13 protein-coding genes and 1 tRNA gene are annotated in these 26890 nt (G+C 40.6%); 9 read left to right on the forward strand and 5 right to left on the reverse strand.

Annotated elements, in window-relative coordinates:
- Positions 1 to 123 precede the first annotated feature (123 nt).
- Positions 124 to 984 (forward strand): DUF4351 domain-containing protein, encoded by an 861-nt coding sequence (locus tag H6G74_RS04545; protein ID WP_190966545.1) that lies wholly within the window; start codon positions 124 to 126, stop codon positions 982 to 984.
- Between the two features lie 24 nt (positions 985 to 1008).
- On the opposite strand, the gene H6G74_RS04550 is transcribed toward H6G74_RS04545, so the two are convergent.
- The 5 genes from H6G74_RS04550 to H6G74_RS30900 form a co-directional block, all read right to left on the reverse strand.
- Positions 1009 to 2499: an HlyD family secretion protein gene (locus H6G74_RS04550; protein ID WP_190966546.1), complete on the reverse strand. Its 1491-nt coding sequence runs from the start codon at positions 2497 to 2499 to the stop codon at positions 1009 to 1011.
- A 46-nt stretch (positions 2500 to 2545) separates the two neighbouring features.
- Positions 2546 to 4762 (reverse strand): peptidase domain-containing ABC transporter, encoded by a 2217-nt coding sequence (locus tag H6G74_RS04555; RefSeq protein ID WP_190966547.1) that lies wholly within the window; start codon positions 4760 to 4762, stop codon positions 2546 to 2548.
- 51 nt (positions 4763 to 4813) lie between these two features.
- Complete coding sequence (locus H6G74_RS04560; RefSeq protein WP_190966548.1) at positions 4814 to 8062, reverse strand: type 2 lanthipeptide synthetase LanM family protein; 3249 nt, start codon at positions 8060 to 8062, stop codon at positions 4814 to 4816.
- Between the two features lie 103 nt (positions 8063 to 8165).
- On the reverse strand, positions 8166 to 8444 hold the full coding sequence (locus H6G74_RS04565) for a mersacidin/lichenicidin family type 2 lantibiotic (protein WP_190966549.1): 279 nt from the start codon (positions 8442 to 8444) through the stop codon (positions 8166 to 8168).
- Positions 8445 to 8784: 340 nt separating this feature from the next.
- On the reverse strand, positions 8785 to 9108 hold the full coding sequence (locus H6G74_RS30900; protein ID WP_206756975.1) for a hypothetical protein: 324 nt from the start codon (positions 9106 to 9108) through the stop codon (positions 8785 to 8787).
- 864 nt (positions 9109 to 9972) lie between these two features.
- On the opposite strand from H6G74_RS30900, the gene H6G74_RS04575 reads away from it, so the two are divergent.
- The 8 genes from H6G74_RS04575 to H6G74_RS04610 all read left to right on the forward strand — a co-directional run bounded on the left by H6G74_RS04575 (position 9973) and on the right by H6G74_RS04610 (position 26510).
- Complete coding sequence (locus tag H6G74_RS04575) at positions 9973 to 11748, forward strand: XRE family transcriptional regulator (protein ID WP_190966551.1); 1776 nt, start codon at positions 9973 to 9975, stop codon at positions 11746 to 11748.
- Between the two features lie 9 nt (positions 11749 to 11757).
- Complete coding sequence (locus H6G74_RS04580) at positions 11758 to 13185, forward strand: DUF1822 family protein (protein WP_190966552.1); 1428 nt, start codon at positions 11758 to 11760, stop codon at positions 13183 to 13185.
- 72 nt (positions 13186 to 13257) lie between these two features.
- Positions 13258 to 15588 (forward strand): CHASE2 domain-containing protein, encoded by a 2331-nt coding sequence (locus H6G74_RS04585; protein ID WP_190966553.1) that lies wholly within the window; start codon positions 13258 to 13260, stop codon positions 15586 to 15588.
- Positions 15585 to 16394, forward strand: coding sequence for a DUF928 domain-containing protein (locus tag H6G74_RS04590; protein WP_190966554.1), 810 nt, complete (start codon positions 15585 to 15587; stop codon positions 16392 to 16394). The genes H6G74_RS04585 and H6G74_RS04590 overlap by 4 nt, the downstream gene beginning before the upstream one ends.
- Before the next feature lie 339 nt (positions 16395 to 16733).
- Complete coding sequence (locus H6G74_RS04595) at positions 16734 to 17303, forward strand: hypothetical protein (RefSeq protein ID WP_190966555.1); 570 nt, start codon at positions 16734 to 16736, stop codon at positions 17301 to 17303.
- A gap of 400 nt (positions 17304 to 17703) precedes the next feature.
- Positions 17704 to 19929, forward strand: a complete 2226-nt coding sequence (locus H6G74_RS04600; protein WP_190966556.1) for a sensor histidine kinase — start codon at positions 17704 to 17706, stop codon at positions 19927 to 19929.
- Positions 19930 to 20060: 131 nt separating this feature from the next.
- A tRNA-Lys gene (locus H6G74_RS04605) sits at positions 20061 to 20132 on the forward strand.
- Positions 20133 to 20552: 420 nt separating this feature from the next.
- Positions 20553 to 26510, forward strand: a complete 5958-nt coding sequence (locus tag H6G74_RS04610) for a trifunctional serine/threonine-protein kinase/ATP-binding protein/sensor histidine kinase (protein ID WP_190966557.1) — start codon at positions 20553 to 20555, stop codon at positions 26508 to 26510.
- The last annotated feature ends 380 nt before the right edge of the window (positions 26511 to 26890 follow it).

Below are 26890 nucleotides of genomic sequence, written 5' to 3' on the forward strand. Positions count from 1 at the left end.
GATAGTTAAGCAATTGAAGTAGTATGACAACTAGCTGGCGCGGTTTTTAGCTACCTTGTAGTGAGTGCGATCGCCTGATATATATGATGATTACTGATCACAGTTAAACTTAAAAATTATCCAGTGGCAAAAGCAGCAGATACCGGCAGTAAAAGATTAATTAGCCTCGCGCCTAATGCTTGGGCGCAATGGATAACACAACTTCCAGATGTCGTGGTTCAGGAAATTCTGAGTGCTGAATTTCAATGGATTAGTCGGGAAACAGATGTGCTAATCAAAGCATACAGCGAATCCTGTGGAGATTTTTTAATTCTCAACGAGTTGCAGTTGCGTTACCCAAAAAATATGCCTCTCCGTATGAGGGCTTATGCAGCCTTAGCAGAAGAAAAATATCAACTACCGATTTATCCGGTACTCATCAATATCTTGCCTCCTCCATCCACAATCACTGTTGTCAGTAGTTACCAATCCGAGTTTTTGGGACTAAGAGTAATTCAAGACTATCACGTGATTAACTTGTGGGAAGTAGACGCAGAGATTGTGTTTAGCCAACCATTACCCTCACTATTGCCATTTGTGCCGATTTTACGAGGTGGTGCAGAAACATCAGTTGTACAACGTGCATTACAGCAACTCCGAACCTCAGAGCAATTTAATCAGTTAGAACCATTGTTAGCATTTTTTGCTAGTTTTGTACTAGACATACCTTTAGTCCAACAAATTATGAGGTGGGATATGACAGTATTACGTGAATCACCTTGGTATCAAGAAATTCTTACGGAAGGACTACAGCAAGGACTACAGCAAGGTGTACAGCAAGGTGCGAGAAGACAGTTAATACAGGTATTGCAACTGCGTTTCGGTGCAATTCCCCAAGAAGTACAAGACAGGCTGGAAGATCAGAGTATTGAACAACTAGAAAATTTAATGGCTGCGGCGATCGCTGTCAACTCTGTAGATGAATTTCTTCAGAACCTTCCTTAACAAACACTCTGCGGACTTCGGCGGTTAAACATCGGCAATTAACCGAGCTTTCCTGAGCAAAAATTTCAAAACTGTTTCTTTTTGGGAAATAATATCAGCTCTACCTTGCATTCCCGCTTGAATATGACATAGATGGTGGTTTCTACCAAAACTAAAACTGTTGGGGATGATTGTCACCTCGTAAACAGCAGAAACAGGATTCTTGGCAACGGTGGAAACAACTTGATTTCCTGAAGGTTTGATTGTATCTTCAGAAATTTGACTAACAACACCTTTAAGAGTACCGTAATCGGGATAAGGACAGGCAGACACCCGCATCTGGACTTCTTGATTTTTGGCTAATTTACTGACATCATCAGGGGCGACGGCAGCTTTGATGACTAAAGGAGCATTGCTAGGGACAATTTGAGCAATTTCTTCACCCTGACGCACCGATTGACCAGGATTTCGCAAATTGAGTTGTGCGACAATTCCATTGTCACTGGCGGTAATTTTAGTTTGGCTGAGATCCATAACCACTTGTTGTAGTTCTCTGGTGTCGCGCTGGATCTGATTTTTCATTTGTAGTTGCTGTTGCAACAAAGCTTGCAATTCACGGTTGAGAGTGGCGAGAGTAGCTTGTCCACCGGCAATTTCTTGAGCAATCGTCTCTTGTGCGATCGCTACTTCCGCATCAATCGGATTGAGTGCAGCTTGAGCGCGGCGCAGTTTGGCTTGTTCGGCGACTACAGTTTGTTGTTGTTGGGCAATAATTTGCTTTTGTGCTTCTACCGCCGCTTGTCGCATCTCAATCGCTTGTTTTTGTTGAGCCACATCTAACTGCACTTCCTCTAATTGATTCAAAGATAAAACACCCGCTTGAACTATCTTTTGATAGCGATCGCGTTTAGCTTCCGCCGCACTCATGGCTATTTTTGTGGATTTCAACTGAGCATCAGCCCCACGTAATTCTATCTGGGCTTTGTACCATTCATTTTGCGCTCTGTTTAAATTCGCCTGGGCTGCGGCTACTTCTGCTTGGACGCTAATTTGCTGTTCTCGATAGTTGCGTTGGGCGCGATTGAATCCAGCTTGCGCCGAACTCACTAAACGGTTTTTGCGCTCAGTTTCCGCTTGAATTTGGCGATGGAGAGCTTGAATTTGAGCATCAATTTGTTGTAATTGTAATTGCGCTTGTTGGATGTTGCCTTGTAGTTGGCTTTTTTGAGTTTGTAGGCGGGAATCATCAATTGTCGCCAGCACATCTCCTTGATTCACTGCCTGATTTTCTTTAACCAAAACATTGGTTATCTGCCCAGTCATCGCCGCTTGGACAAGCCGTAATTCTCCCGTAGGACGGACGATCGCCTGTCCTAGTACAGTTACTCTGTATTCAATTATCGAAGATAAAGCGATCGCACCCCCCACAGCACCCACAAGTATCAAACTGCCAATTTTCACCCAATTACTCAACGGTGGCAGAAATTCATGGTCTTCCACTGGGGGCAAAGAGTCTGCATTAAACTGACTAAGCATAACAGTATTCCTGATGAAGAGTGCTGAGTACTGAGTACGGTAGAAATTAGCGAATGCTACTGGGGAAACTTGCATTCGGATAACAGTGGCAAGAATTTTTGCTGACTGATAAATTCCCAGCATCAAGAAAATCTAAATGCTCACCAGCTTGATGACACAAAGCCTCTGGAGAACCTTGAATTTTTAATTTTCCTTGTTCCAACATCACAATCCAATCAGCTTGCTGAATAACTTTGGGACGGTGACTAATTAAAATAGTGGTTTGACCTTGACGGTGAGCGAGTAACTGATTTAAGACTTGAGCTTCACTCACGGGGTCGAGTGCGCCCGTAGATTCATCTAAAATCAGCACTGGTGGATTATTCACAATTGCTCTAGCAATAGCTAACCTCTGCCGTTGTCCACCAGAAAGATTTGCCCCAAATTCTCCTAATACTGTTTGATATTTGTCGGGGAGATTGCTAATAAACTCATCAGCCCCAGCAATTTGACAAGCTTTGACAATCTGCTCAAAGCTAATGTGAGGTGAACCTAAACGAAAATTTTCCATAATTGACCGACTCCAAAAGTGTGCATCTTGCGGTACTAGCACCACTTGTTGGCGGAGACAGTCTAAAGAAAGATCCTCTAAATTATAAATACCAAAACGAATATTACCCGACTGGAGTTGATATAAACCTGCAATCAATTTTGCCAGAGTGCTTTTACCACAGCCAGATTTACCAATCAAAGCAATTACCTGACCCCCAGGAATCGTCAGCGAAAAATCTTGCAGTAGCTCCACTCTACCAGGATGATGAAAGTTGAGGTTGGTACAAGTGATATCTGCATTGCCTGGAATATTTACCCAAGGCTTTTGATTATGGTCTAAAATTTCTGGGGTCGCGTCAATGACTTCTGTGAGCCGTTGGGTAGCAGTTTTAGCACGGGTAAATTCATCAACAAAATCGATAGTAGTTTGAATAAAGTTGGTAAAGTTGCCATTCATACTATTAAAAGCTAAGAGCATCCCAATTGATAATTCTTGCTGAATGACTAAACTACTACCGAACCAAATTAAAGTAATACTGCCAATGCTGGATACTAAATTAGAAAATATACCGTTAACAATCCCAATTTGCATAGTACGGAAAGTCAAGTTAGCGAGGCGACTAAATCGACTTTGAAATTCTTCCCAGAATTGCGGAGCCGCAGTAGTAGTTTTTAGGGTAATAGCACCTTTAAATGTTTCTACCAAAACACCTTGATTTTCGGCGGATAACACTAGAACACTGCGGATTTTTTGCTGTAAGGTGGGTAAAAAAATCACGGTAGATAAAGTCATGACTAGCGCGATCACCCCAGCTAATACTGTAAGCTTAATACTGTAAAACAGCATGAAACCTAAAGATACTAAAGCGATAAAAAATTGGCTAGGTAGACTGACAACAACTTGTGAAATTAATTGGTTAATTTGTTGAATATCTTCTAGGCGACTGACAATTTCACCACTGCGCCGAGATTCATAGTAACTTAAAGGTAAGCGTAAAATCTGCCTGCCAAATTCTAAAATTAATCCTAGTTGTAACCGTTGCGAAAAATGGGCGACCAAATTTGATTGGGCTAACCGCAAACTACTACTAACCAAGTGCATCACAATCACAGCAATGGCAACACTAGTTAGCAGTTGCGTATCTCCCCGCACCAGCACATCATCAGTGAGAATTTGCAACAAAAAGGGCGAAGCGAGGGAAAGTAAACCTAAAACCGAGTTGAGTAATAAGGTTTGACTCAAAATGCCGCGATAAGGGGCAACACGCCGCAAAAAACGATCAAAACCGCCAATTTTTTCTGCTTCATCTTCCTGGGTAAAAAAGCGCACTGGATCTGGTTCCAGCAGCAGCATAACTTTGTTTGTCCATGCTTCTAAAAACCACTTTTTTTCTAGATAACGGATACCTGCACCTGGGTCAGCAACAACGTATTTATTACCTTGTTGACCGTAGAAAACCACCCAATGATAGCCTTTCCAGTGGATAATCGCGGGTAAGGGAAGGGTGATTTCGTTGAAAGTCTCCAGAGGTACTTTTACGGCTCGTGCATTGAAACCCAGAATTTCTGCGCCTTGTTTCAATCCTAATAAAGTGCTTCCTTGCTGTCCTGTCCCGACCGCTTCCCGACAGCGAGTCATACTAAAGGTTTTACCATAATGTTTAGCCACTGTTGCAAGACTAGCAGCACCGCAGTCTTCTTCACTATGTTGTTGAATTAGGTGGTATTTCATGTTCCCTCTTCCCTGTTCCCTGTCACCACGAATGAATTTAATTTTGTCCAACTACTTATTAACCTTGGGCGGTTCCAGTCCCAAAACTGAAGGAACAATCTCTGGTGTAGCGAGGCGCAGTAATTCATAACCAATACCCGCTAGTCCAGTCATCAGTCCTGGTGTTTCAACTCCCAAGGGAACACCACACAGCCAGCTATGTTGATTGATACCTTCAAGAATGGCAGCAGCAAAGCGATCAACTTGAGTTTTCCACTGCGGCTCATCAAGAGTTAGACTGGCTTGCAACAGCAGTTCTAAGTTGCCTAAATCTCCGTGACAGAGAGAATGGTTGTGACCAAAGCCCTGGTTGATGGTGGTTTTTAGGGCTGTGTTAATTTCGGAACGGATTTCTGCATCATCAATGTATGGCAAAGAAAGTAATCGAGCCAAGCCAATACCTGGTGCGCCATGACACCACGCTGTCATACAAGTAAAATTATTATCTTGATTTCCCGCAATTTTCTGGGAGAATTTGCGTAAATCAGGCCAATTCTCCACCGTCGGACAGAAAAGACTGCGCTCATAGTTAATAGCTGCTAGTGCTGCTATCTGAAAACGATGTTCGCCAGTTAGTGCTGCGAGTTCTAGAAGTGTCCAAGCAATACCAGCATTACCATGAGAGAAGCCAGTTAAGGGTTTTTCTCCTATATGATGATTGACCCAACCAATACCATGTTTCATGGGTTGTGCTTTCGCAAGCAAATGTTCTCCACATTCAATTGCAGCATCAAGAGTGCGTGATGAAGGTTGGCATTGATATAAGCTGATTAAGCTGGCTAAATATCCCGCAGTACCACCGATAATGTCAAGCATTTCATCTTGCTCAATCAAATCTGAGCAAAATTCAACTAACTTTTCAGCTTCAGCTAATAAGTCTGGTTTGTTCCACAATCTAGCCAGATGAGTGAAAGTGTAAATCATTCCTCCCCAACCATTAAAGCCACCAATTGATTTGAGGTATGCTTGTCCTTCTTTTATTTGCAGTTGCAGTGTGGTCAAGGCGGATTGGGCTAACTTGGTGTATTTTTCCTCTCCTGTGACTGTTCCAAGATAAGCCAGGAAAAGTGCAATTCCCGACACTCCGTCGTAGACATCCATTCCCACTGGAGCGAGAGTCCAGTTACCTCTTTCGGTAACTGTGATACCAATCCAAGAAATATCGCTTTCACCATGAAATGTGAGTGTTTCTAAGCGATCGCCAATTGCGCGTGCTGCTGCTAACAAAGAAATTTGATTGGTGATTGTCTGAGGTTCTGTCAGGGAGTAAGCTGGCCATCTTGATCCCTGGCGGTCTGCTCCCATCGTAGATGTCGCTAGGGAGGCGCGAATCACCCAAAGCTGCTTTTCTAAATCGGCGGGAGAAAGTTGTTGTGTGCGTTCTTGGACAAGAGTTGCACCAGATTTATCAAAGTAGTTAACAATTTTTTCACCTGAACTAGTCCACAAATCGCGTGAATTGGGACGGGTGAGAAACATGGGAATGTCACCATTTTGTAAGTCATCGCGCTCAGTAGGGATAATCTTGATCAACTGGGGGTCAGTTTCAACTCCCGACCACAGACGATCAAATAAGCGATCGCGTTCTAGCGCATTTCGCAGCATATCAGGATGAAAGCCTTCATAAAGCAACAGGCTATAAGTTGATGTTGCTCGAATGACAATCCGCACCTCGTCTTCAGCAAAGCGCGACAATGGCCCCTGATCTGACAACAACTCATCACGGTGTTTCAGCAGTAACTGATAAATCTGCGTAAATCCCTGAACTATAGCATCTGCATAGTCCAGTAAATTAACATCCCTACCATTCAAAGTTGGTCTGTTATGTCTTTTTGGTATTTCTTGCTTTTGGCGAACTAAGTGCATCTCATCTGTCCCGACTCCTTCCCATTTAGGAACCTCATAGGGAATCATTTGTCCAGCAGACGCACCCAATCCACTAATATCAACTCCTTCTGATTCTGCATTTGACCAAGTTCGATAAGGCAATAAACCAGTTGAAAAAACAGAGTTACTAAAAGTACTAATGACACGCTCTTTAGCTTTTGTCTCATCTAAACCACCAACGCGCTGATGAAAAAGCGCCTCTAAGTCAAGCAAAATCGGGTGTTCACCAGCCGCAATTATGTTCTCAGAGTGAAAATCAGTTGCTTCTAAGAGGTACAGGAGTGCAAGATAACCACCTTGTCTTTCATAAAAACGCCAAATTTCTTCTGTGGAGGAACAACCTTTAGCACTCACAAATTCCACCCATCCATAAGTTCCACAATCAAGAATTTTTAATGTTTGGAATGGTGGATGATCACCTCGTTGATTGAGCCAAGTGAGAAATTCCTGAAAATGAACATCAACAGCTAGTGATTTTGGCTTGTAAACTATCTGTAATCCTGAGCTAAATTTAGCAATCAAAACTGACCGCCCTTTTCGATGTCTGTCGCCTACATTGCCATCAATAGCAACCAGAACACCCAAATCATTCTCAGGACTAAAAATTGTTTGAATTTTCTGCCAGTCTTTACACAAATGATGCAGAAATTCCAAACTAGAATTTACCCAATTATTGAGACAAATAGTAATTTGACGAGCAAGAACTGGATACTCTTGTAAGATGGCAAGAGCTATATCTGGTTGGCGTAGTCGCTCTATAAAACTGTTAAACCGTTCATCTGGAGTATTGCCTTTAAGCAGCCCTTGTAGGCGAGCAACATTGAGTTCTAATACCATAGTGCGGTTTAGTATTTTCAGCAATTGTGATGGTAAACACGCACAAAGAATATCGTCAATATTTTCCCAATTAAAAGGAAGAACGGCTGCTGATTCCACACGTTCTTTGACTTGGTGATGTATCCTCTCAAGTGCTTGGTGAATTAGTTGCTCAATTACATGGCTGAATTTAAATATCGCCTCTTTGTGGAATATTTGAGGCAGAGGTCTTGATGCTTCGTTATGAGAACTAGAAAATGCGCTGATTAAGTCTGTTAACCATTTTGGGTTAACAGATTGACGTTTGTACACACTCTCAATTGATTCACCAAGCAGGTATAAAAATTCCTGCTCAGTTATCCCATCCATTTTTAAGCGTTTTTGAAAATAAGGTTCGATGGGCAATGGAAACTGCGATCGCCATTTCTGGATTCGCTGCTGGGCAAGTTGAATCTTAATTGTTTGTGTCGCACATTCACAAGTGTGTAATGATGAAATGCGTTCAGCTAGAGTATTAGCAAAATACCAATTTGAAGATTCAAAAAATAATTGATTCATAATTCTATATTAAACAGCAAGATAATAATTTATGTTTGGAAGATGACGCACCCATAAATTAATATGGGCGCATTCTTACAGCCTATTCAGAAGTAGCTGTTATTTAGTAGACTATGCAGAGTAAGTCTTGGGTCTTACCATTACAAGGCAAGTCACCTGTTGAGCAACAAACATCAATAGAAACAGTGATGGTTTGTTTTTTCAGACTAACTGTTCCTCCGGCGACGAGTTGTTGATTACCACCTACAACAGTTTCCATGCTGGTATTAGTTAATTCAACTAGACCTGCTGGATTTTCAGGTAATTGAGAACGTTGTTCATCACTCAAGCTATTGCGGTAGTCTTCATCTTTCCAAGCACGAATAATGTCAAAGTTAGACATGGTTTTTCTCCTTAATTTAAATGACGTAAAATGTTGAATGAACAAGGTAAAGTAAAAAGCTAAAAGCCAAAGAAAGAAAAAGAATAATGGTTACAAGCACCTAAATTTATTTATGGTGATTATCTTTTTACTTTTTATTTCTTACTTTTTACTTCTTACTTTTTACTTATTAAAAGGGTGTTTACTTAACGATGTGATGAGCAACAGTGAATTTAACTTGCTTCCTTTACATCGTTGCGTTTGAACCCTTTCATTAGAGTTAATGGGATAGGCTTTTTTGATTTATGTACTTATCCCTGAGTTATAAATGTTTTTGTAGCTAGTAAAATTGCTGAAATTATTACCCTGATAGGGTTGTAGTGATTATTTTTCTTATTAACAATCCTTTACAAACGGCTTTTTTTAACTGTGAATTGCTGGAAGTGCATAAATTAGCAAATCCTATCCCAATAACCAAATCAAAGGGTTCAAACCCCAAATAACAATAACTAGTCAAAGGATTTCTTATGTTTATCTCCAAAAACTTCTTAGCAGCCGCCACCATTGCCGCATCCTTGATTGTTCCTAGTGTTGCATCAGCCAATGATCGGGATATAACAGCTACAACCATTCCCGCTACCGCTTGCCGTCCAAATAGTGACAGTGGGGATGCATCAGTTGTCATCTCGAACGGAGCTTATGTTTTCAATGGCTCTGCTACTGGTACAGTCACCCTTTACTGTCCACTCCCAATTAACGCCAACACACTAGTTGATTTTTCCAACGACAACGATATCTCCAGATACCGAGTCTATTATCGAGATACTGACGGAATCGGAACGGCATCGGAAATTAAGGTAAATCTTACCTACCGAGACGCTACTGGTTTAACGACAGTCGGCGGTACATGGAGTTCTAATGGGTTCAACGTCATAGATAATACAACCCGATATGTGGATCTGATCCATGATGTAGGTTTGGACAGACTTTACTCATTCGTGGTAACTATGCAGAGAACTAACACTACACAAAACCCTGCATTCAGTGGAATTGATTTCCCTGTTATCGCACCACTGTAGCCTAGCCCCGACGAATGGAATTCGCGGCTATAAAAACAAAGTCCGCCTACGCGGACTAACTTCAAATCAAGGGTTTTGTTCGTATAGCCGCGACTTTAGTCGCTGGGTGCAAGATGTGAAAGGAAGTAGACTAAATCATCTGGTTAAAACCTTTTACCCTCATTATTTTATTACTCCTTGAACGGTGACAATTTTGGTTGAATTACAAAATTGTTGTTTCTTCCATGAAAATAATATGGAAGAATAAAATCAAGTTCTCATAAAAAAGTAACACTTACGCAAAAATCATCTGCAACTTTCATTTTTTGGTGTTGTGCTAGTTGCTATGGCTTTGGCAACCAAAGCAATGTACTGGCTTTTTTGTGTTTAGTCTTCTGTCACTAGTGCGTAAGTTCTGAAAAGTATCTGTTAAACTAGCTTCTTGCGCTCAAGGAGCAAGCTACTAAACACTAAGCGGAAAATCTCTGCAAATGAATGATCAATTCTGGACTTTGTATGACTTTATAGAAACTAGTGGTTATCCTCCTTTCAAACGGTTAATTCAAAATCGTTTGCGAGAGAGAATAGAAAAGCTGGTGCGGTTGCATCCCCAATGGGTTGAGAACGACTATGTGGATTATTTTGTCACAATTCTCAATGATGATTCCCAACCGGAAACAGAGAAAAAGTTAGCTCACTGGCACTTACTAGCTTACTTCGATCGCGATCGCTGTTATCTCATTTGGCGCAATTGGTGTCGTTTGCCGTTTTACGCTGCTTATGCCGAAAATTTATATGCTCTGACTAACGAACACCTGTGTAACCGCGAGAAATTACAGCAATATCTCAATAAGTACAAAACTAATGACTATAGTGGTGCAAGTCTCAAAACCTATATCTTAGGGGTACTGAGAAATGTCACTCGTGAGCATATCAATTGGGAATCACCCTGGCATTTATTATGCAATGTTGATATTAATAGTCGCAGAAAATTGCAAACCGCAGCCGAACGCCTGAAAGCAGCATTGCAAAGCACTGGTAAACAGGAACCAGAAATTTACCAATATCTTTTTGCTTGGCAATATTTTATTCCTGTTTACAAAAACAACCGCGTTTACCATCCTCAGAGACAAGGCGGGGGAAAATGGCCAGAACCAGAATTTTCAGATTTTGTTCAAACGGCTAAAGATTATAATTCTCAGAGATTTCAACCAGGCGCACCCCTGCAAGTCGCCGTTGGTGCAGCCATCACACCAATCATGGTTCAAAAATGGATGAATACCTGTATTGAAGCTTTACAGCAATCGGAGCAAATTAAGGAAGTGCCTTACGATGCTAATAGTAATGAACAGCCAGATACAGCTAGTTTCAACTTTTGGGAAGCTGGAGAAACAGAGGCAGAAAACGCAGAATCTTTAGCAGCAGTAGACTTGATTTTACGTAGCGAACTTGAACTGATTGAGCAGAATTTAGCTAAAATTCGCAGTCAAATTCCCATATCTTACCGTCAGGCTGTGATGCCTTTGTGCTATCCCCATCGCTTGGCGCTGTTAACTCAAGAACAGTTTGCTAGTAGAATGAACGTCCATCAAGGAACCGTCTCGCGCTATATTTCCAAGTATATAGAAACGCCATTATTAGAAAAGTTTCAGGAGTTAACCCGTGAACAGTTGAATCCGACAACTTATGTCACAACATTTTTAAATGATAAATTTAGCAATTTTAATCTAGTAGCTAATCCCCTTGCCTCTCAATTAATTGCTGCACTTGCAGATTTAGAACCTGAATTACAACAAATTATCAAACTTAAATATGGTCAAAAATTGAATATTACCGAGCTAACTAAAATTATTACTCAGAATAAATCTCTTACTCAAGAAGAAGTAACACAAAAACTAATTATAGCTGAAGATGAATTACAGAGCAATTTCTTAAATATCCTCAAACAATGGCAAAATAACTATATCAAATCATGGCTGAAAAACTATTATCAAAATTTAATTCAAGCTGAATTATTAAAATCGTTTACCCAATTAGAATCACCATACCAAGAAATTTTATGGCAAAAATATGCTCAAAAAATCCTCAAATCTAATAGTGATGTTCAAACAATTACCACAGCTAAACAGCAGTTACAGCGTTCTTTTATCCAGGGGATTGATCAGAAGTTTTGTATTTATTTAGAAACAGAAATTCAACAAATTGGGGAAATAATTGAAGATTGGCTATCGACAAACTTGCTCTACCAAGAAATTCAGAGAAATTGAGGAAGGAAAATGCTGAATTTGCAAAAAATTGCCACGATTTATCCGAATCAGATATGCTTGCCGTTATCACCAAAACTGCAAGCAGAAGCTTGGCAGCAATCTCAAGCTCATACTAATGCCGCAGCTTGCTGTCAAGCTTATCTGAATTATCTGTGTTTCAAGTCTTTTGTGCCTTGGTTAGAGGCTTGGTTAGCAGAAGAAGATGCTCACATTAGCATCAATAATATTTTTGCTGCAAATACTTGTAACTCCCTGTGGGAATTTGTGAATGGAACTCCTATTGATTTGGGGGAAATTAGATTAGTTTTAATTCCCAGTGAAACGAGTGATTTAGAGGAATTTGTTGTTCCCGGCGAGTGGGTTGATATTCCTAGCTGGCGAAAAGATTATTATTTGGCTGTGCAGATTAGTTTAGGTGAGCCTGAGCAATCTTGGCTGCGGTTGTGGGGATATGTCAGCTATCAAAAACTGAAGAGTCGGGGGATATATGATCAGGGCGATCGCTCTTACTATATTAATCAGGCTGTCTTGACGGAAGATATCACACAATTACTCCTCCTGCCTCAACCCAATTCTCGTCTCCAAACAGCAGCGCCACCGCAGTTATCTACAGCAGTAGTGGCAGATTTATGCACACAAATCAGTAATCCTGATTTATACTCCCCTAGATTAGCGGTAACATTTGAACAATGGGCAGCATTGCTAGTCAATGAAGAGTTGCGGCAAAAACTCTACCAACAACGGTTATCACCACCGAATTTAGCTGTCGTCAACTTGCGTCAGTGGTTACAAATGGCTGACGGCATAATTGCAGAAATTTGGCAAGCTGTAGAGTCAGTTTTAACACCGCCAGAATTCAGTGCTGTGCGGGGTGCGGAAGAGCAAGTTTCTGTGGAAGCGATCGCTCCAGTAATTCGCCTCCTCAAATCCAATCGCCCCGAAAAGGAACGCGCTCAAGCCGCCGGGGTGTTAGGACAAATTGGTGTCGGTCATCCAGAGGCGATCGCGGCGTTGGTAGAATTGTTACAAGTTGCTCAGGATGAGGAAACCCGTTGGGAAGCAGCTTTAAGTTTAGGCAAAATCGCCCCTGATCATCCCCAAGCCGGAATCAGTAAAGCCCGGTTGATTGATTTGGGCTTGCAATTGGCGGGTTGTCAAATGGCGCTGATTGTTACTATTCGTCCCAAAACAGAATCAAAAATCGCAGTGCGGCTACAAATGCAGCCAATCAACCAGCAACATCAGCTACCACCCCATCTGACACTGAGCGTAATTGCTGGCGGTGAAACTCGTTTGCAAGCAGAAACCAGAAGCGACGAACAAGGCGCAGGGAAAGACAAAATTCTGCAATTAGGCTTTAGTCCCCCGCCTGGAACTCAATTCCAAGTGCAGGTAACTTTGGATAAAGTCAGCGTGAGTGAGACTTTTATTGCGTGAACAAATTAGACGATATTATTGTGTTAATCTTTGCGTCTCTGCGTAAGACAAAAAATTAACTGGAAAGCAGCGATGAGCAGGGTAGCAGTTCTCAAAATTGGTAGGGGAGATTTTGCTCAAGGGTTTGAAGTATCCCTAGAACTGAGGGAAGATGGCGGTTCTTCGGTGGGGGAAATTGAAGGTAGGTTGGGAGCTAATACTGAGATTGAAGGCTTGTATTTTTTGTGGCAACAATCTTTTCGGAATCTCACCACTCTCGCCCGCTATGATGGTTGGGAAATTGAGGAAAGCTTACCGACGAATCGCGCGACTAAGGAAATTGCGGCTGATTGTTGGCAAAGAATGAGACAAGTAGAAACCAACTTCAATCAATGGTTACAAGCATCTGGGGAAGTCGGTTGGCAAAAAATTCGGGAAAGGTTGAGTAAAGAGTTAGCCAGTCAGCCGGATACTCTGCGGTTAGCGATTAAAGCCAAGGAAGTAATGTTATGGAAGTTACCTTGGCATACTTGGGATTTACTAGCAAGTTATCCAAATGTTGGTGTTAGCTACAGTCCGATAGAATATGAATCTTGGGAAATTCCGCAGCAGCAAACGCCACGCGATCGCGTCCGGTTGCTGGCAATTTTTGGTGATCATCAACACCTAGATTTAGAAGCAGATCGTCAGGCGATCGCCAATCTTCCACAAACAGAATCAGTTTTTTGTCATCAACCCCAAGGGCGAGAATTAATTACCCAACTCCGAAATCCCCAAGGCTGGGATATTTTCTTTTTTGCTGGCCATAGTCAGACTGTAGAACAAAGAGGGCGCATTAGTCTCAGTACCAGAGAAAGCATCGAAACTGAGCAATTTAAACATGCTTTTCGGGAAGCGATGCAAAAAGGGTTAAAGATTGCCATTTTTAACTCTTGTGAAGGTTTGGGACTAGCGCAACAGTTAGCTGATTTACACGTCCCGGTGATCATTGTTATGCAAGAGATTGTCCCTGATGTCGTTGCTCAATCGTTTCTCAAAGAATTCTTGCGGGAATATGCGGCGGGACAAACTTTATATACTGCTGTGCGCCGCGCCCAAGAACGACTAGAGGAATTTACGGATTTACCGGGGGCGACTTGGCTACCGATGATTTACCAAAATCCCGCCCAAGTACCACCGACTTGGAAAGATTTGCGGCCGATGAGCCTTCCTAATTACCGTCGTCGGCTAGACTGGAAAGATTTGCAAGATATCTTGGTACGGAGTTTACTGGCGACTGGCTTAATTATGACATTGCGGTTTTTAGGTGGACTCCAGCCGATAGAATTGTGGGCTTTTGATTTATTTATGCGCCTACAACCAGATGGTGGAATTGATGAGCGTCTTTTGATTGTCCAAGTTACAGAACAAGATATTCAAGAGCAAGGGCGGTATCCTCTGAGCGATCGCGTAATTTGGCAAACCCTAGAGAAACTCCAGTCCTATCAACCCAGAGTGATTGGCTTAGATATTTACCGCGATTTACCAGTGGAACCCGGACACCGGGAACTAGCCGCCCACATCCCGAAAAACTCCCGGCTGGTAACGACTTGCGAAGTCAGCAAACCAGAGTCGAACACTGATAAATTTGGTGTTGCACCTCCCCCTACTAGTCCGCCAAGCAATGTGGGTTTTAGTGATTTTGTAGTGGAATCAGATGGCATAATCAGGCGTTCTTTGTTACATATAGATCCAGGAAATTCCCGGTGTCAGTCTTCATTTGCCTTCAGTGCCGAATTAGCGCGGCGTTACCTCGATTTTGAGGGCATCAAACCACAAGCCACATCAGAGGGCAACTTGCAGCTTGGCTCTACTGTTTTTCAGCCTTTGGAAAATCATACTGGTTTTTATCACAACATTGATCCGCGTGGTCATCAAGTTTTACTCAATTACCGTTCAGCGCAAAAAGTTGCCAGGGAAGTTACCTTAGCCGCCGTTCTCAAAAATGATTTGCCGCCCCAGTGGGTGAAAGATCGGATTATTTTGATTGGTGTCACAGCACCCTCGATTGGCGATCGCTTTTTTACGCCCTTTAGTAAAGAAGTTGACAAAAAAATGCCCGGTATCGTCATTCACGCCCAAATGGTGAGTCAAATGCTTAGTATCGCTCAACAAGAACGCCCTTTACTAAGGTTTTGGCCCCAGGGTTGGGATGCGATTTGGATTTGGATTTGGTCACTCATTGGGGGTTTATGTGTTTGGAGATTTGACTCGGTTTTATATCGTCGAGTTTTAGCTGCGATCGCCAGTGTTATCCTTGTTAGTCTGTGTTTTGGCTTCTTCTTGAGCGGTCTTTGTCTCCCAGTGATACCATCAGTATTTGCTTTGGCAATTACCTACGTGATTAAAACTGGTTTAAAGCGGCATTTGGGAGGGAAATCATGACTGGGATGAGGTTTTTTGGCTGGACGATGGGATTAGGTTTGGTATGGGTTTTAGCTGTGAATCAGGGAGAAGTTTATTCATCCCCTATCAAGCAGTCCCAGTCAAAACCCTCTAGGATTTCTGCGGTAATTTTTAATCAACCACCCTTATCATCCAGAGGCGCACCGGGAAATCGCCAAGGTGGCGGAACTCGTGACGGGCGCAATTGCGCCGCCCTAGATATTAAAGAGCGTCTCACCGCTTTAGTACCGGCTGTGGAATCAGAACCAAAAATGAGCCATGTTTGGGGCTTAACTGTTAGCGCCTCTCCGACACTCTGGTTTTATGTTCCTTACCAGGCCAAAGATATTCAGGGGGCTGAATTAGAATTATGGGACGAAACTAGCCGCGAACAGCGAAATTACAAGCAAATTTATCAAAGAACTTTCACTGTTAAGGAAACACCAGGTGCGATCGCTCTCAGTCTGCCATCCACAGTTAAACTAGAACCAGATAAAAACTATCATTGGTATTTATCCCTAAATATCAATTGTCAGGGTGACAATGAATCAATCAATGTCAACGGCTGGATTCAACGAGTCAAATTTCAACATACTCCTTCCGTGAATCGCCAGCAAGTGATTTTGTATGCCCAAAAAGGCATTTGGTACGATGCTTTAACCCAATTAGCCCAACTCCGCCGCCGCAATCCCCAAAGCAAAACCTTGATGCAAGATTGGCAGAAATTACTAGGTGATGTTGGTTTAAAAGAGATTGCTAACAAGCCGATTGTTTCATGTTGTATGGCAGGAGGCAGGAGGCAGTAGGTAAAGATTTTGGATTGAATCTGAAATCTAAAACTGATATCATGTCCGGCAAATCAGTTATGACTCAACACATCTGTGCAGAAAGACAAAACTCTTTCTCCCGGATTTCTCTCTTGTGAGAAATCCAGGGATGTGGAAGGGGTGGGAGGATGGTGAAGAAATCTTTCCCCCCACACTCCCCACACTCCCCACACTCCCCTCTCTCTCCACAGCTGCTACCCATACGTGAGAAATTCGGGTTTCTCCCACTGCCCCCTGTTCCCTTTTAACAATTTGAACTTTTTTGATTTTTCTCGCGCTGTATAGTAATCTCTACCATGCTTTACTGGCGAGAAGTTCATGTTCTTCACATCTACTAAAACTCAAGTTGGTTTTATCTTGCAGTGGGCGATCGCTACTTTGGGTGGTTTTTTGATCAGTTTGTGCTGGATTGAAGTCGGGGAAAAGCCAGATGTGGGGGTGGCGCAGGCTTCTTTGGGTGGTTTGGCGATCGCATTTCCCCAAAGTTTACTCATCCGCCATCAAATTTTATCTGGGCGCTGGGTGTTAGCAACTTTGTTGGCTTGGGCAATCATCACGGCTATTGGTGTGGGTGCTGTGGGTTGGATTGTCCCCAATACACCAGCTTTACCCCTAAGAATATTTTGGGGGACAAATTTAGGTGCTGTTGCTGGTTTGATTATTGGCTTCGCACAGTGGACAGCGATCCCCAAGTCTGTAGCTTTGTCATGGCAATGGATATTTGTGAGTGCGATCGCTTGGGCGATGGCTGTACCCATTGGCGCAATTGTGGGAATGGTGTTACTCCGGTTAACGCGGTTGTTTTTAGGTGAAGTTGTTGGTTTAGCTATTGCTTGGATTGTTGTCGCCATCTTCACAGGGATCAATGCTTACCGACTATTGCGATAATTTATCATTTCTTATCCAGGCAAAATCATCATGCAATATTTTGTTATTATGCTGTTAATAGCACTGCATATTAAAATAACATTAAGAAATGTAATTTTTGGCAAATATTGCTTTTGAGTATACTTAGATGTATGCAACAATCTTAAATCATTCTTAATAAAAAATGACTAATAAATTTGCATCTGATTGCAAATGCACTCTGATCTTCAAGGAGATATATTTGTTGAGTTGACTGCTATTAAGTTTCCGATATTTCTGATAAGAATAGAAAAAGATCGAAAAATCAGTTGAGCAAAGACAGACAATGCTTTGCTGTAAGCGCAAAAAAGCATTTTTCATCACTTAGCATCATCAGGGGTTGCGCTTAGAGGAGTCATTAATAGCAGACAGGGACTCTCCCATGAATATAAATCCGGGTGAATCAACCGTTGAGTTGAAACAACAATTGCATTCTCAAATTCTCTTTGATCCAGAATTAGCGAAACACAGTGGTAGTGAACAGTTTTTACTGAGCATCTATAATTCTGTGCAGACATCTATATTTATCGTGGATGTTCTCGACGATGGAGATTTTCGCTACGTAGCCTTAAACCCCACCCATGAACGATGGATTGGCATTAGTTCTGAGAATCTGAAGGGAAAAAAACCAGAAGATATTCTCTCGCCTGATGATGCGGCAAATGTGCGTCAGCATTATGCTGACTGCGTGCGGTTTGGTAAAACCATTTCCTACGAACAATGCTTGCAATTTCAAGGAGTGGCGACTTGGTGGAGTACCACATTAACACCATTGCGAGATACAAACTCTCGCATTTATCGACTGATTGGCACAAGTAGTAACATCACTCCAGTGAAGCAGGTAGCCCAAGCAAAAGAAATTCAAACAGCCCAAGAACAACTGCTAGAAGCGATCGCCCAATGGATTCGAGAATCCTTAGACTTAGATACATTGCTGCATCAACTTGTAAAAGAAGTGCGGCATTGTTTGGGGTGCGATCGCATTTTGGTTTATGCCATACAGCCTGATGAAACTGGCGTAGTCATTGCCGAATCGACAGTCACCACCAATTCTTGTTTAGGGCAGAAATTCCCCGATCCTAGCTTGATTGGCAAATATCAAGAACGCAGTGGACGCGGTTGCATTCAAATTATTGAAGATATTTACACAGCCGGGTTACATCCTGACCAAGTTAAGTTGCTGGAATCTTGGCCTGTCAGGGCAAATTTAGTTGTGCCAATTTGGTCACAGCAAAAACTTTGGGGATTAATCACCGCCCAGCATTGCCATCAACCCCATCAATGGCAAGAAATCGAAATTGACCTACTCAAACAACTAGCCACCCAAATTGGCATAGCCGTTCATCAAGCCAAACTGCAAGAACAAGTACAGCATTTGCAAACCCAGCTAGAACTGCAAAAACAGCAAGCAAATAACTTTCAAACACTAGTACGTCGCATTACCGAACAAATCCGCGACCATCAATCTGCAACCCTGGTAATGCAAACAGCCACTCAAGAACTAACTCAGTTATTTCAACTCCAGTCTTGTTACATTGAAACTTACAATGCTGGTGGAAGTGAAACAACTGTTATCTATGAATACACCACTAGCACCCCAGAATATCAAGGATTAACCCGCCAAGTTACCGACTTGCCAGAAGTGTATCAACCATTGTTAGCCAAAAAACATTGGCAATCTTTAGAAATCGTTCCGGGATGGCATCCAAAACTTAAGGTTCTGACTCAGTTAGCTTGCCCAATTTTTGATGACCAAGGCATTTTGGGTAACTTGTGGCTGCATCGACCAAGCCAAGAAATGTTTGAGCCACTGGAAATTAGTTTAGTACAACAGGTAGCCAATGAATGTGCGATCGCCCTTCGCCAAGCCAAAACTGCATCCACCAATCAAGCACAAATGCAAACATTAGAACAGCAAGAACGCCGCAAAAACGAATTTTTAAGAACTCTCTCCCACGAACTACGCACACCCATAACCAGCATTAGCCTCGCCGCCCAAACCCTCGAAAGTATCCTTACCCCAGAAGGCATCTTAGATATCGAACTTGTCCCCCAACTATTGCAGATTTTGCAAAACGAATGTGGGCGAGAAAGTAAGTTAATCAACGATTTGATGCAGCTTTCTTATCTCGAAGCCGAACCAAATATACCCACATTGATTACTATTGACTTACAAACATGGCTACCACCCATTGTTGAATCCTTTCGAGACATTTCCCATTGCCAAAAACAAAAACTATACCTCAATATTAATCATCAACTCCCACCCCTAGAAACAGACATCACCGATTTAGAACGCATAGTCACCGAACTTTTAAGCTATGCTTGCAAATACACCCCATCAGGCGAAGTCATTACCGTTTCGGCTGATTTGACAATTGATGCAGTGCAACTTAAGATTCACAACTCCGGCTTGGAAATTCCCGCCAGTGAAATACCCCGGATTTTTGAACCATTCCATCGCCTAATGAAAAATGACCCCTGGACGTATAGTGGTACAGGCTTAGAAATGGCTTTAGTGCAGAAAATGGTCAAGCATTTAGGCGGGTCAATTAATGTAGAGAGTGTAAATCACCAAACCACCTTCATCATTACATTGCCCAGATGAACTAGAATTTAGCAGTCAAAATGAGTAACTGACTGTTAAATTCTGTTATATCAACTACGCTGTAACCCGCTTCCTGATTAACTTTACCTTGGCATCACCCCACAAAAGCTGCTATAATCATTATTTAGTGGGGGTGACTAGCTCAACGGTAGAGCAGTAGACTCTTAATCTATTGGTTGCGGGTTCAAATCCCTCGTCACCCACTGCTTTGAGAATTTTTACAGTACAAAAATAGTAAAAAACAGGTAATAGGTGACAGAGTTAAAAGTCCTTTGTTATCTATTACCAAATTGATATAAAGAAGCATACAATTAGCCTGCAAAGGCAGCCTTTGTTTGTATAGCCCCAGACTTTCAAGGGCTAGATGCTGACGCATTAGGCGTAAAAGTTTTTGTTCACCTAAACCAATCCAAAATTTCAAATACTAAATTGTATTAGACGTTTTTTTGAAAGATTGAATCAATGATGCAGAAAAAATTAGGCAAGTATTTCTATTGTAAACATAGGTAAGATAATTTAGTGACAATTTCATTAAAATCCTAAATTTAAAAATCAAAATTATTGGTGAGAAATTGGTGATATATGGGAACAATAATATTTAAACGTCTTTAGGATTTGGTGGTATGTTAGCAGTTTCTGGATATCAATTTAGTGAAGTACTCTACGATGGCTTGAGAACACTGGTTTATCGTGGATATCGAGAAATTGATCACAAACCTGTAGTAATTAAACTGCTAAAAAACCATTATCCGAGTTTTAATGAACTAGTGCAGTTTCGCAATCAATACACGATCGCTAAAAATTTACATAAACCTGGAATTATTGAAACCTATAGCCTGGAACCTTATCAAAACGGCTATGCGATTGTGATGGAAGATATGGGGGGAATTGCATTAAAGGATTATTTGACTGCGAGAAAACGGCAATCTCCTGAGTTTTTGCAAGAGTTTTTAGAAATAGCGATCGCTCTGTGCATTATATTAGATACACTCTATCGTGATGGCATCATCCATAAAGATATTAAACCCAGCAATATTGTCATTAATCCCAATACCAAACAAGTAAAAATCATTGACTTTAGTATTGCATCTTTATTACCTAGAGAAACTCAAACGCTGATTAATCCTCATGTATTAGAAGGCACATTAGCGTACATTTCTCCAGAACAAACTGGGAGAATGAATCGCTTAATTGATTACCGGACTGATTTTTATTCCTTGGGTGTCACTTTCTATGAATTATTGACTGGAGAATTACCTTTTAAATCAAACGATGTTATAGAATTGTTGCATTGTCATATTGCCAAAATTCCGCCAGAATTAGTTAACATTGCCGAAATTCCCCAGGTAGTTTCCAAGATTGTCATGAAACTGATGGCGAAAAATGCCGAAGACCGCTATCAAAGTGCCTTGGGAATCAAATATGATTTAGAAAATTGCTTAACTCAACTCCAAGCAACGGGTAGGATTGAAAGTTTTAAAATTGCCCAAAGGGATGTGTGCGATCGCTTTACTATTCCTGAAAAACTGTATGGACGTGAACTAGAAGTTGAAACTCTGCTAACAGCATTTGCTCGCGTTGCTAATGGTGCAACAGAAATTATGCTAGTGGCGGGTTTTTCAGGAATTGGTAAAACTGCGGTTGTGAATGAAATTCATAAACCAATTGTTAGACAGCGCGGCTATTTTATTAAAGGTAAATTTGACCAATTTAACCGAAATATTCCCTTTTCGGCATTTGTACAGGCTTTCCGGGATTTAATGGGACAATTACTCACCGAAAGCGATAAGAAAATTCAACAATGGCAGCATACAATTACTGAGGAATTAGGAGAAAATGCCCAGGTAATTATTGAAGTCATCCCGGAATTAGAACTAATTATTGGAAAACAACCATCTGCACCAGAATTATCAGGTAGTGCAGCCCAAAATAGATTTAATTTGCTCTTCCAAAAATTTATTAAACTATTCAGCGCCTCAGAACATCCATTGGTAATATTTCTGGATGATTTACAATGGATTGATTCAGCCTCATTAAAATTGGTGCAATCATTAATGAGTGAGGCACATCCTGAATATCTACTTCTGATTGGAGCTTATCGAGATAATGAAGTTTCGGCGGCACATCATTTAATCTTAGCGTTAGATGAAATTGCTAAAAATGGCACTACAATTAATAAAATCACACTCAAACCCCTGGATGAATTGGAATTAAATCAGTTAGTCGCTGATACCTTAGTTTGTTCCGAAGCTGTAGCCTTGCCTATTTCGCAATTAATTTATCAAAAAACTCAAGGAAATCCATTTTTTACGACACAATTCCTCAAAGCATTACACCAAGATCAGCTCATTTATTTTAATTATGAGCAAGGACATTGGGAATGTGACATAGTAGCAATTAATCAGCGATCGCTCACTAATAATGTTGTTGAATTTATGGCATTACAACTCCAAAAATTGCCAGAAACAACACAAGAAATTTTAAAATTAGCTGCTTGCATCGGCAACCAATTTGATTTAGCAATCTTAGCCATTGTTTCGCAAAGATCACAACCAGAAACTGCAACATCTTTGTGGAGTGCTTTAAAAGAAGGTTTAATTTTACCCCAAAGTGATGTTTACAAGTTTTTCATCAGTTCAGATCATCAAAATATTCATCAAGAAACTTCTGAAATTATCACCTATAAATTTTTACACGATCGTATCCAACAAGCCGCTTATTCATTAATACCTGAAGAACACAAACAACTTACCCATTTGCATATCGGGCAATTGTTGTTAAACAATACTCCTAAACATCAACAAGAAGAGAAAATATTTGCCATTGTTAATCAACTGAACTGGGGAATTAAATTACTAGCAACAGCCGAACAGCGAGACGAACTCGCACATTTAAATCTCAATGCAGCCCAGAAAGCCAAAGCCTCAACAGCATATAGCGCCGCTTGGGAATACTGCACATTTAGCCTACAACTTTTACCCGAAAACAGTTGGCAATATCAATATGAATTTACTTTAAAAGTATATCAAACAGCCATAGAAGCTGCTTATCTCAGTGGTGATTTTCCCGAAATGGAAAGGTTAGCAGAAGTTTTATTGCAACAAGCCAAGACAATTCTTGACACAATCACAGTTTATGAAGTTAAAACTCAAGCTTTAATTGCCCAAAATCAAGCTTTAGTAGCGATAAAAATAGTACTGAAAGTTCTACAATTATTAGGCGTAGAATTTCCCGAAAATCCCACACCTAATGATATTAGTGTGGCATTACAAGATACACAATTAGCTTATCAAAATCAAGAAATTGAGTCATTAATCAATTTACCATTAATGACTGATCCAGTACAATTAGCGATTTTACGCCTGATATCAAGCATTTTACCAGCAGCTTTTCTCTCATCTCCTATTCTTTATGTGTTACTAACATTTAAAGAAGTAAAAATCTCAGTAGAATCTGGCAATCACGCTATTTCTACCCATAGTTATGGTTGCTATGCAGCGATTATGTCTAGTGGGATGGGAGATACAGAAACTGGTTATAAATTTGGGAAACTTGCGTTAGATTTATTACATAAACTGAATGCTAAAGAACTGCAATGTAAAGTTTATTCTCTCTTTTATGGCTTTATTAAACATTGGCAAGATGCTCTGAGTACGACTTTAAAACCTCTGTGTGATGCTTATACTATTGGCTTAGAAACTGGAGACTTTCAATTTGCAGGCTATAGCGCAGTTATGCACTGTGCATTTGCATATTTTACGGGGCTAGAAAAGGAATTATCAGAACTACAACAAGAAGTATTAGCTTTTCATGATTCTCTTACTCAAATCAGGCAAACTACCTCTGTTTATTATTTAAAAATGTTGCAACAGGTACTACAATATTGCCAAATTAGTAGGAGTTCATCGCTATACTTACAAGGAGAGTTTTTTAATGAACAAATTATTTTATCCAAGTATATAGAATCAAATGATCGCTTGGGTTTATTCTACCTTCATTTTCATAAATTATTTTTAAATTATTTATTAGGAGATTATCAACAAGCAATTGTTGATGCTGCTGCAACAGCACAATATTTAGATGGTGTTGTTGGTTTTCCTTATATTCCTCTATTTTATTTTTATGATTCTCTAGCACACATAGCGGTGTACAAACAAAAACCACATTTGGAGTTAGATGAGTTACTCAAAAAAATAGCTGAAAATCAGCAAAAGATGAAAAATTGGGCTAATAAAGCACCGATGAATTATCTACATAAATTTGAATTAGTAGCGGCTGAATGTCATCAGTTACTTAATAATCACTGGGAAGCCATAGAAAGTTATGATCGGGCAATTGTGGGAGCTAAAAATAATGGCTATATCCGTGAATCTGCACTAGCAAATGAACTTTTAGCTATATTTTATCTGAAGTTGAATAAAGAAAATGCTGCCCAAGGATATATGCAAGCAGCATACTACGGCTATGCACGCTGGGGAGCAAAAGCTAAAACCAATGACTTAGAAAAACGCTATCCGCAACTCCTCAAACCCATTCAACAACAGCAAAGACTCAACTTCAATCCATTAGAAACTATTGCCACCATTGCTCAAACATCTTCTAGTAACAATACTAATATTACTGATGCTATAGATTTTGCCTCTGTCCTCAAAGCCGCTCAAACTATTTCTGGTACCATTGAATTAGATGAACTTGTCGCCAGCTTAACTGAAATTATTTTAGAAAATTCCGGTGCGAAAAAAGCAGTACTAATTCTCCCGGCAGAAAATAGTATTTGGCAAGTCAAGGCAATAACTAAACTTAATCATCAAACAAGTTCTCAAGGGAAAACAGAAACTAAAATTAACCCTCAATCAATAGAGACTTGCCCCGATATTCCGTCCACATTGATTAATTATGTCAAAAATACTCAAAAAACAATTGTTATTGATAATTGTAAAACAGATATTCCTGGCATAATTGGGGAATACATGCAAACAGTCAAGCCCGGTAGTGTATTAGGTAAGCCAATTATTTATCATGGGCATTTAGTTGGTATTGTTTATTTAGAAAATAAACTGACAAGTGGTGTATTTCATAGCGATCGCCTGGAAGTTATCCAAATGTTGTCAGCCCAAGCGGCGATTTCTTTAGAAAATGCCCGTCTGTATCGAGAATCCCAAGAAAAAGCCCAACAACTACAACAAACTCTCCAGCAGCAACAAACCTTATTTGAGGTGGTAACGCAGATTCGACAATCTTTAAATTTAGAGGCAATTTTCCGCGCCGTTACCCAAAATATTCGCCAAATTCTCCATACTGATCGAGTGGGAATTTATCAGTTTCACCTAGATACAAATTATGAATATGGTGAATTTATCGCCGAGGATGTCTTACCCTCATTTACTTCGGCTTTAGCGGTAAAAGTTCAAGATCATTGTTTTGGAGAACAATTTGCTACCTTATATAAACAAGGGCGCTATTGTGCCATTGATGATATCAACACAGATGCAATACTGGATTGTCATCGAGAAATTTTAGTGCAGTTCCAAGTTAAAGCATCGTTGGTCGTACCAATTATGCAAGATAATGAACTTTGGGGTTTACTCTGCATTCATCAGTGCGATCGCCCGCGTCATTGGCAAACTTTTGAAATTCAATTTGCCCAACAAGTTGGCGTACAAATGGGAGTTGCCATCAAGCAAGCAGATTTATTAATTGAAACGCAAAAACAAGCCACTAAACTCGAACAAACACTCCAACATCTCCAGCATACTCAAATCCAATTAGTCCAACATGAAAAAATGTCTGCATTGGGTAATTTGGTTTCTGGGGTAGCACATGAAATGAATAATCCTCTGGGATTTATTTCTGCTAGCTTGGAACAAGCTAAACCTATGTTGACAGATATTATTCAACATTTAAAGCTGTACAAAGAAAGCTCAAATCCTCCCAATTCAAATATTCTCAAACATGCCAAAGAAATAGACTTAGATTACACACTAGAAGACATTCCACAGATGATTTCTGCTATGATTTTAGCTTGCGATCGCTTAAAAAATATCAGCACCAGTTTACGTACTTTCTCCCGTGCTGATAAAGATTGCAAAGTATTATTCAATATTCATGAAGGTATCGATAGTACAATTTTAATTCTCAAACATCGCCTCAAGGCTAATAACCAACGTCCTGCTATTGTCGTAATTACTGATTATGGCGACTTACCAAATATTGAGTGCTTCCCAGGACAGTTAAACCAAGTATTTATGAATATTCTCGCCAATGCGATTGATGCCTTGGATGAATCAAATATTGGGAAGAAATTTGCAGAAATCGAAGCTAACCCTAATCAAATTAAGATTACAACTTCTGTGATAAAGCAGCAAGTAATTATCTCAATTGCTGACAATGGTAAAGGAATGACAGAAGAAGTCAAACAAAAAATATTTGACCATTTATTTACTACCAAAACAGTCGGTAAAGGTACAGGATTAGGATTAGCGATCGCTCGTCAAATTGTGGAAGAAACTCACAATGGCAAATTAATTTGTAATTCTGTGCTTGGTGAAGGTACAGAATTTATCTTACAACTTCTTGTATAGGAATTACACAAAAGTATGAAGAAACGCAGACACGCAAGCAGCTTCCCGTTTGCGTAGCGTCTCCCTTTGGGAGAAGAGTAGGACACAAAGTTATCAGAGTTTGAAAGAGTTATAGTGCAATACCAATTGCACATATTTCGATCCCCTTAAATCCACGCCACTTGCTACAACGGAGGGAACCTCCGCAACGCAGTGGCTCCCCTTAAAAAGGCTACGGTGTACACACAAGTCCAAGTAAAGTAATAAGAGCAGGAGGCAGAAGGCAGGAGGGAAGAGGTTTTTAGCTTAGTTAATCTTTCGTAACATAGTTAGGTTTTTTCCCACCGACTTACTTAATACAGCGTTTTTCATTCCCATGAGGTACATTCATCTAGCCTTTA

Source organism: Nostoc spongiaeforme FACHB-130 (assembly GCF_014698475.1).
In the GTDB taxonomy this organism is placed as follows: domain Bacteria; phylum Cyanobacteriota; class Cyanobacteriia; order Cyanobacteriales; family Nostocaceae; genus Nostoc_B; species Nostoc_B spongiaeforme.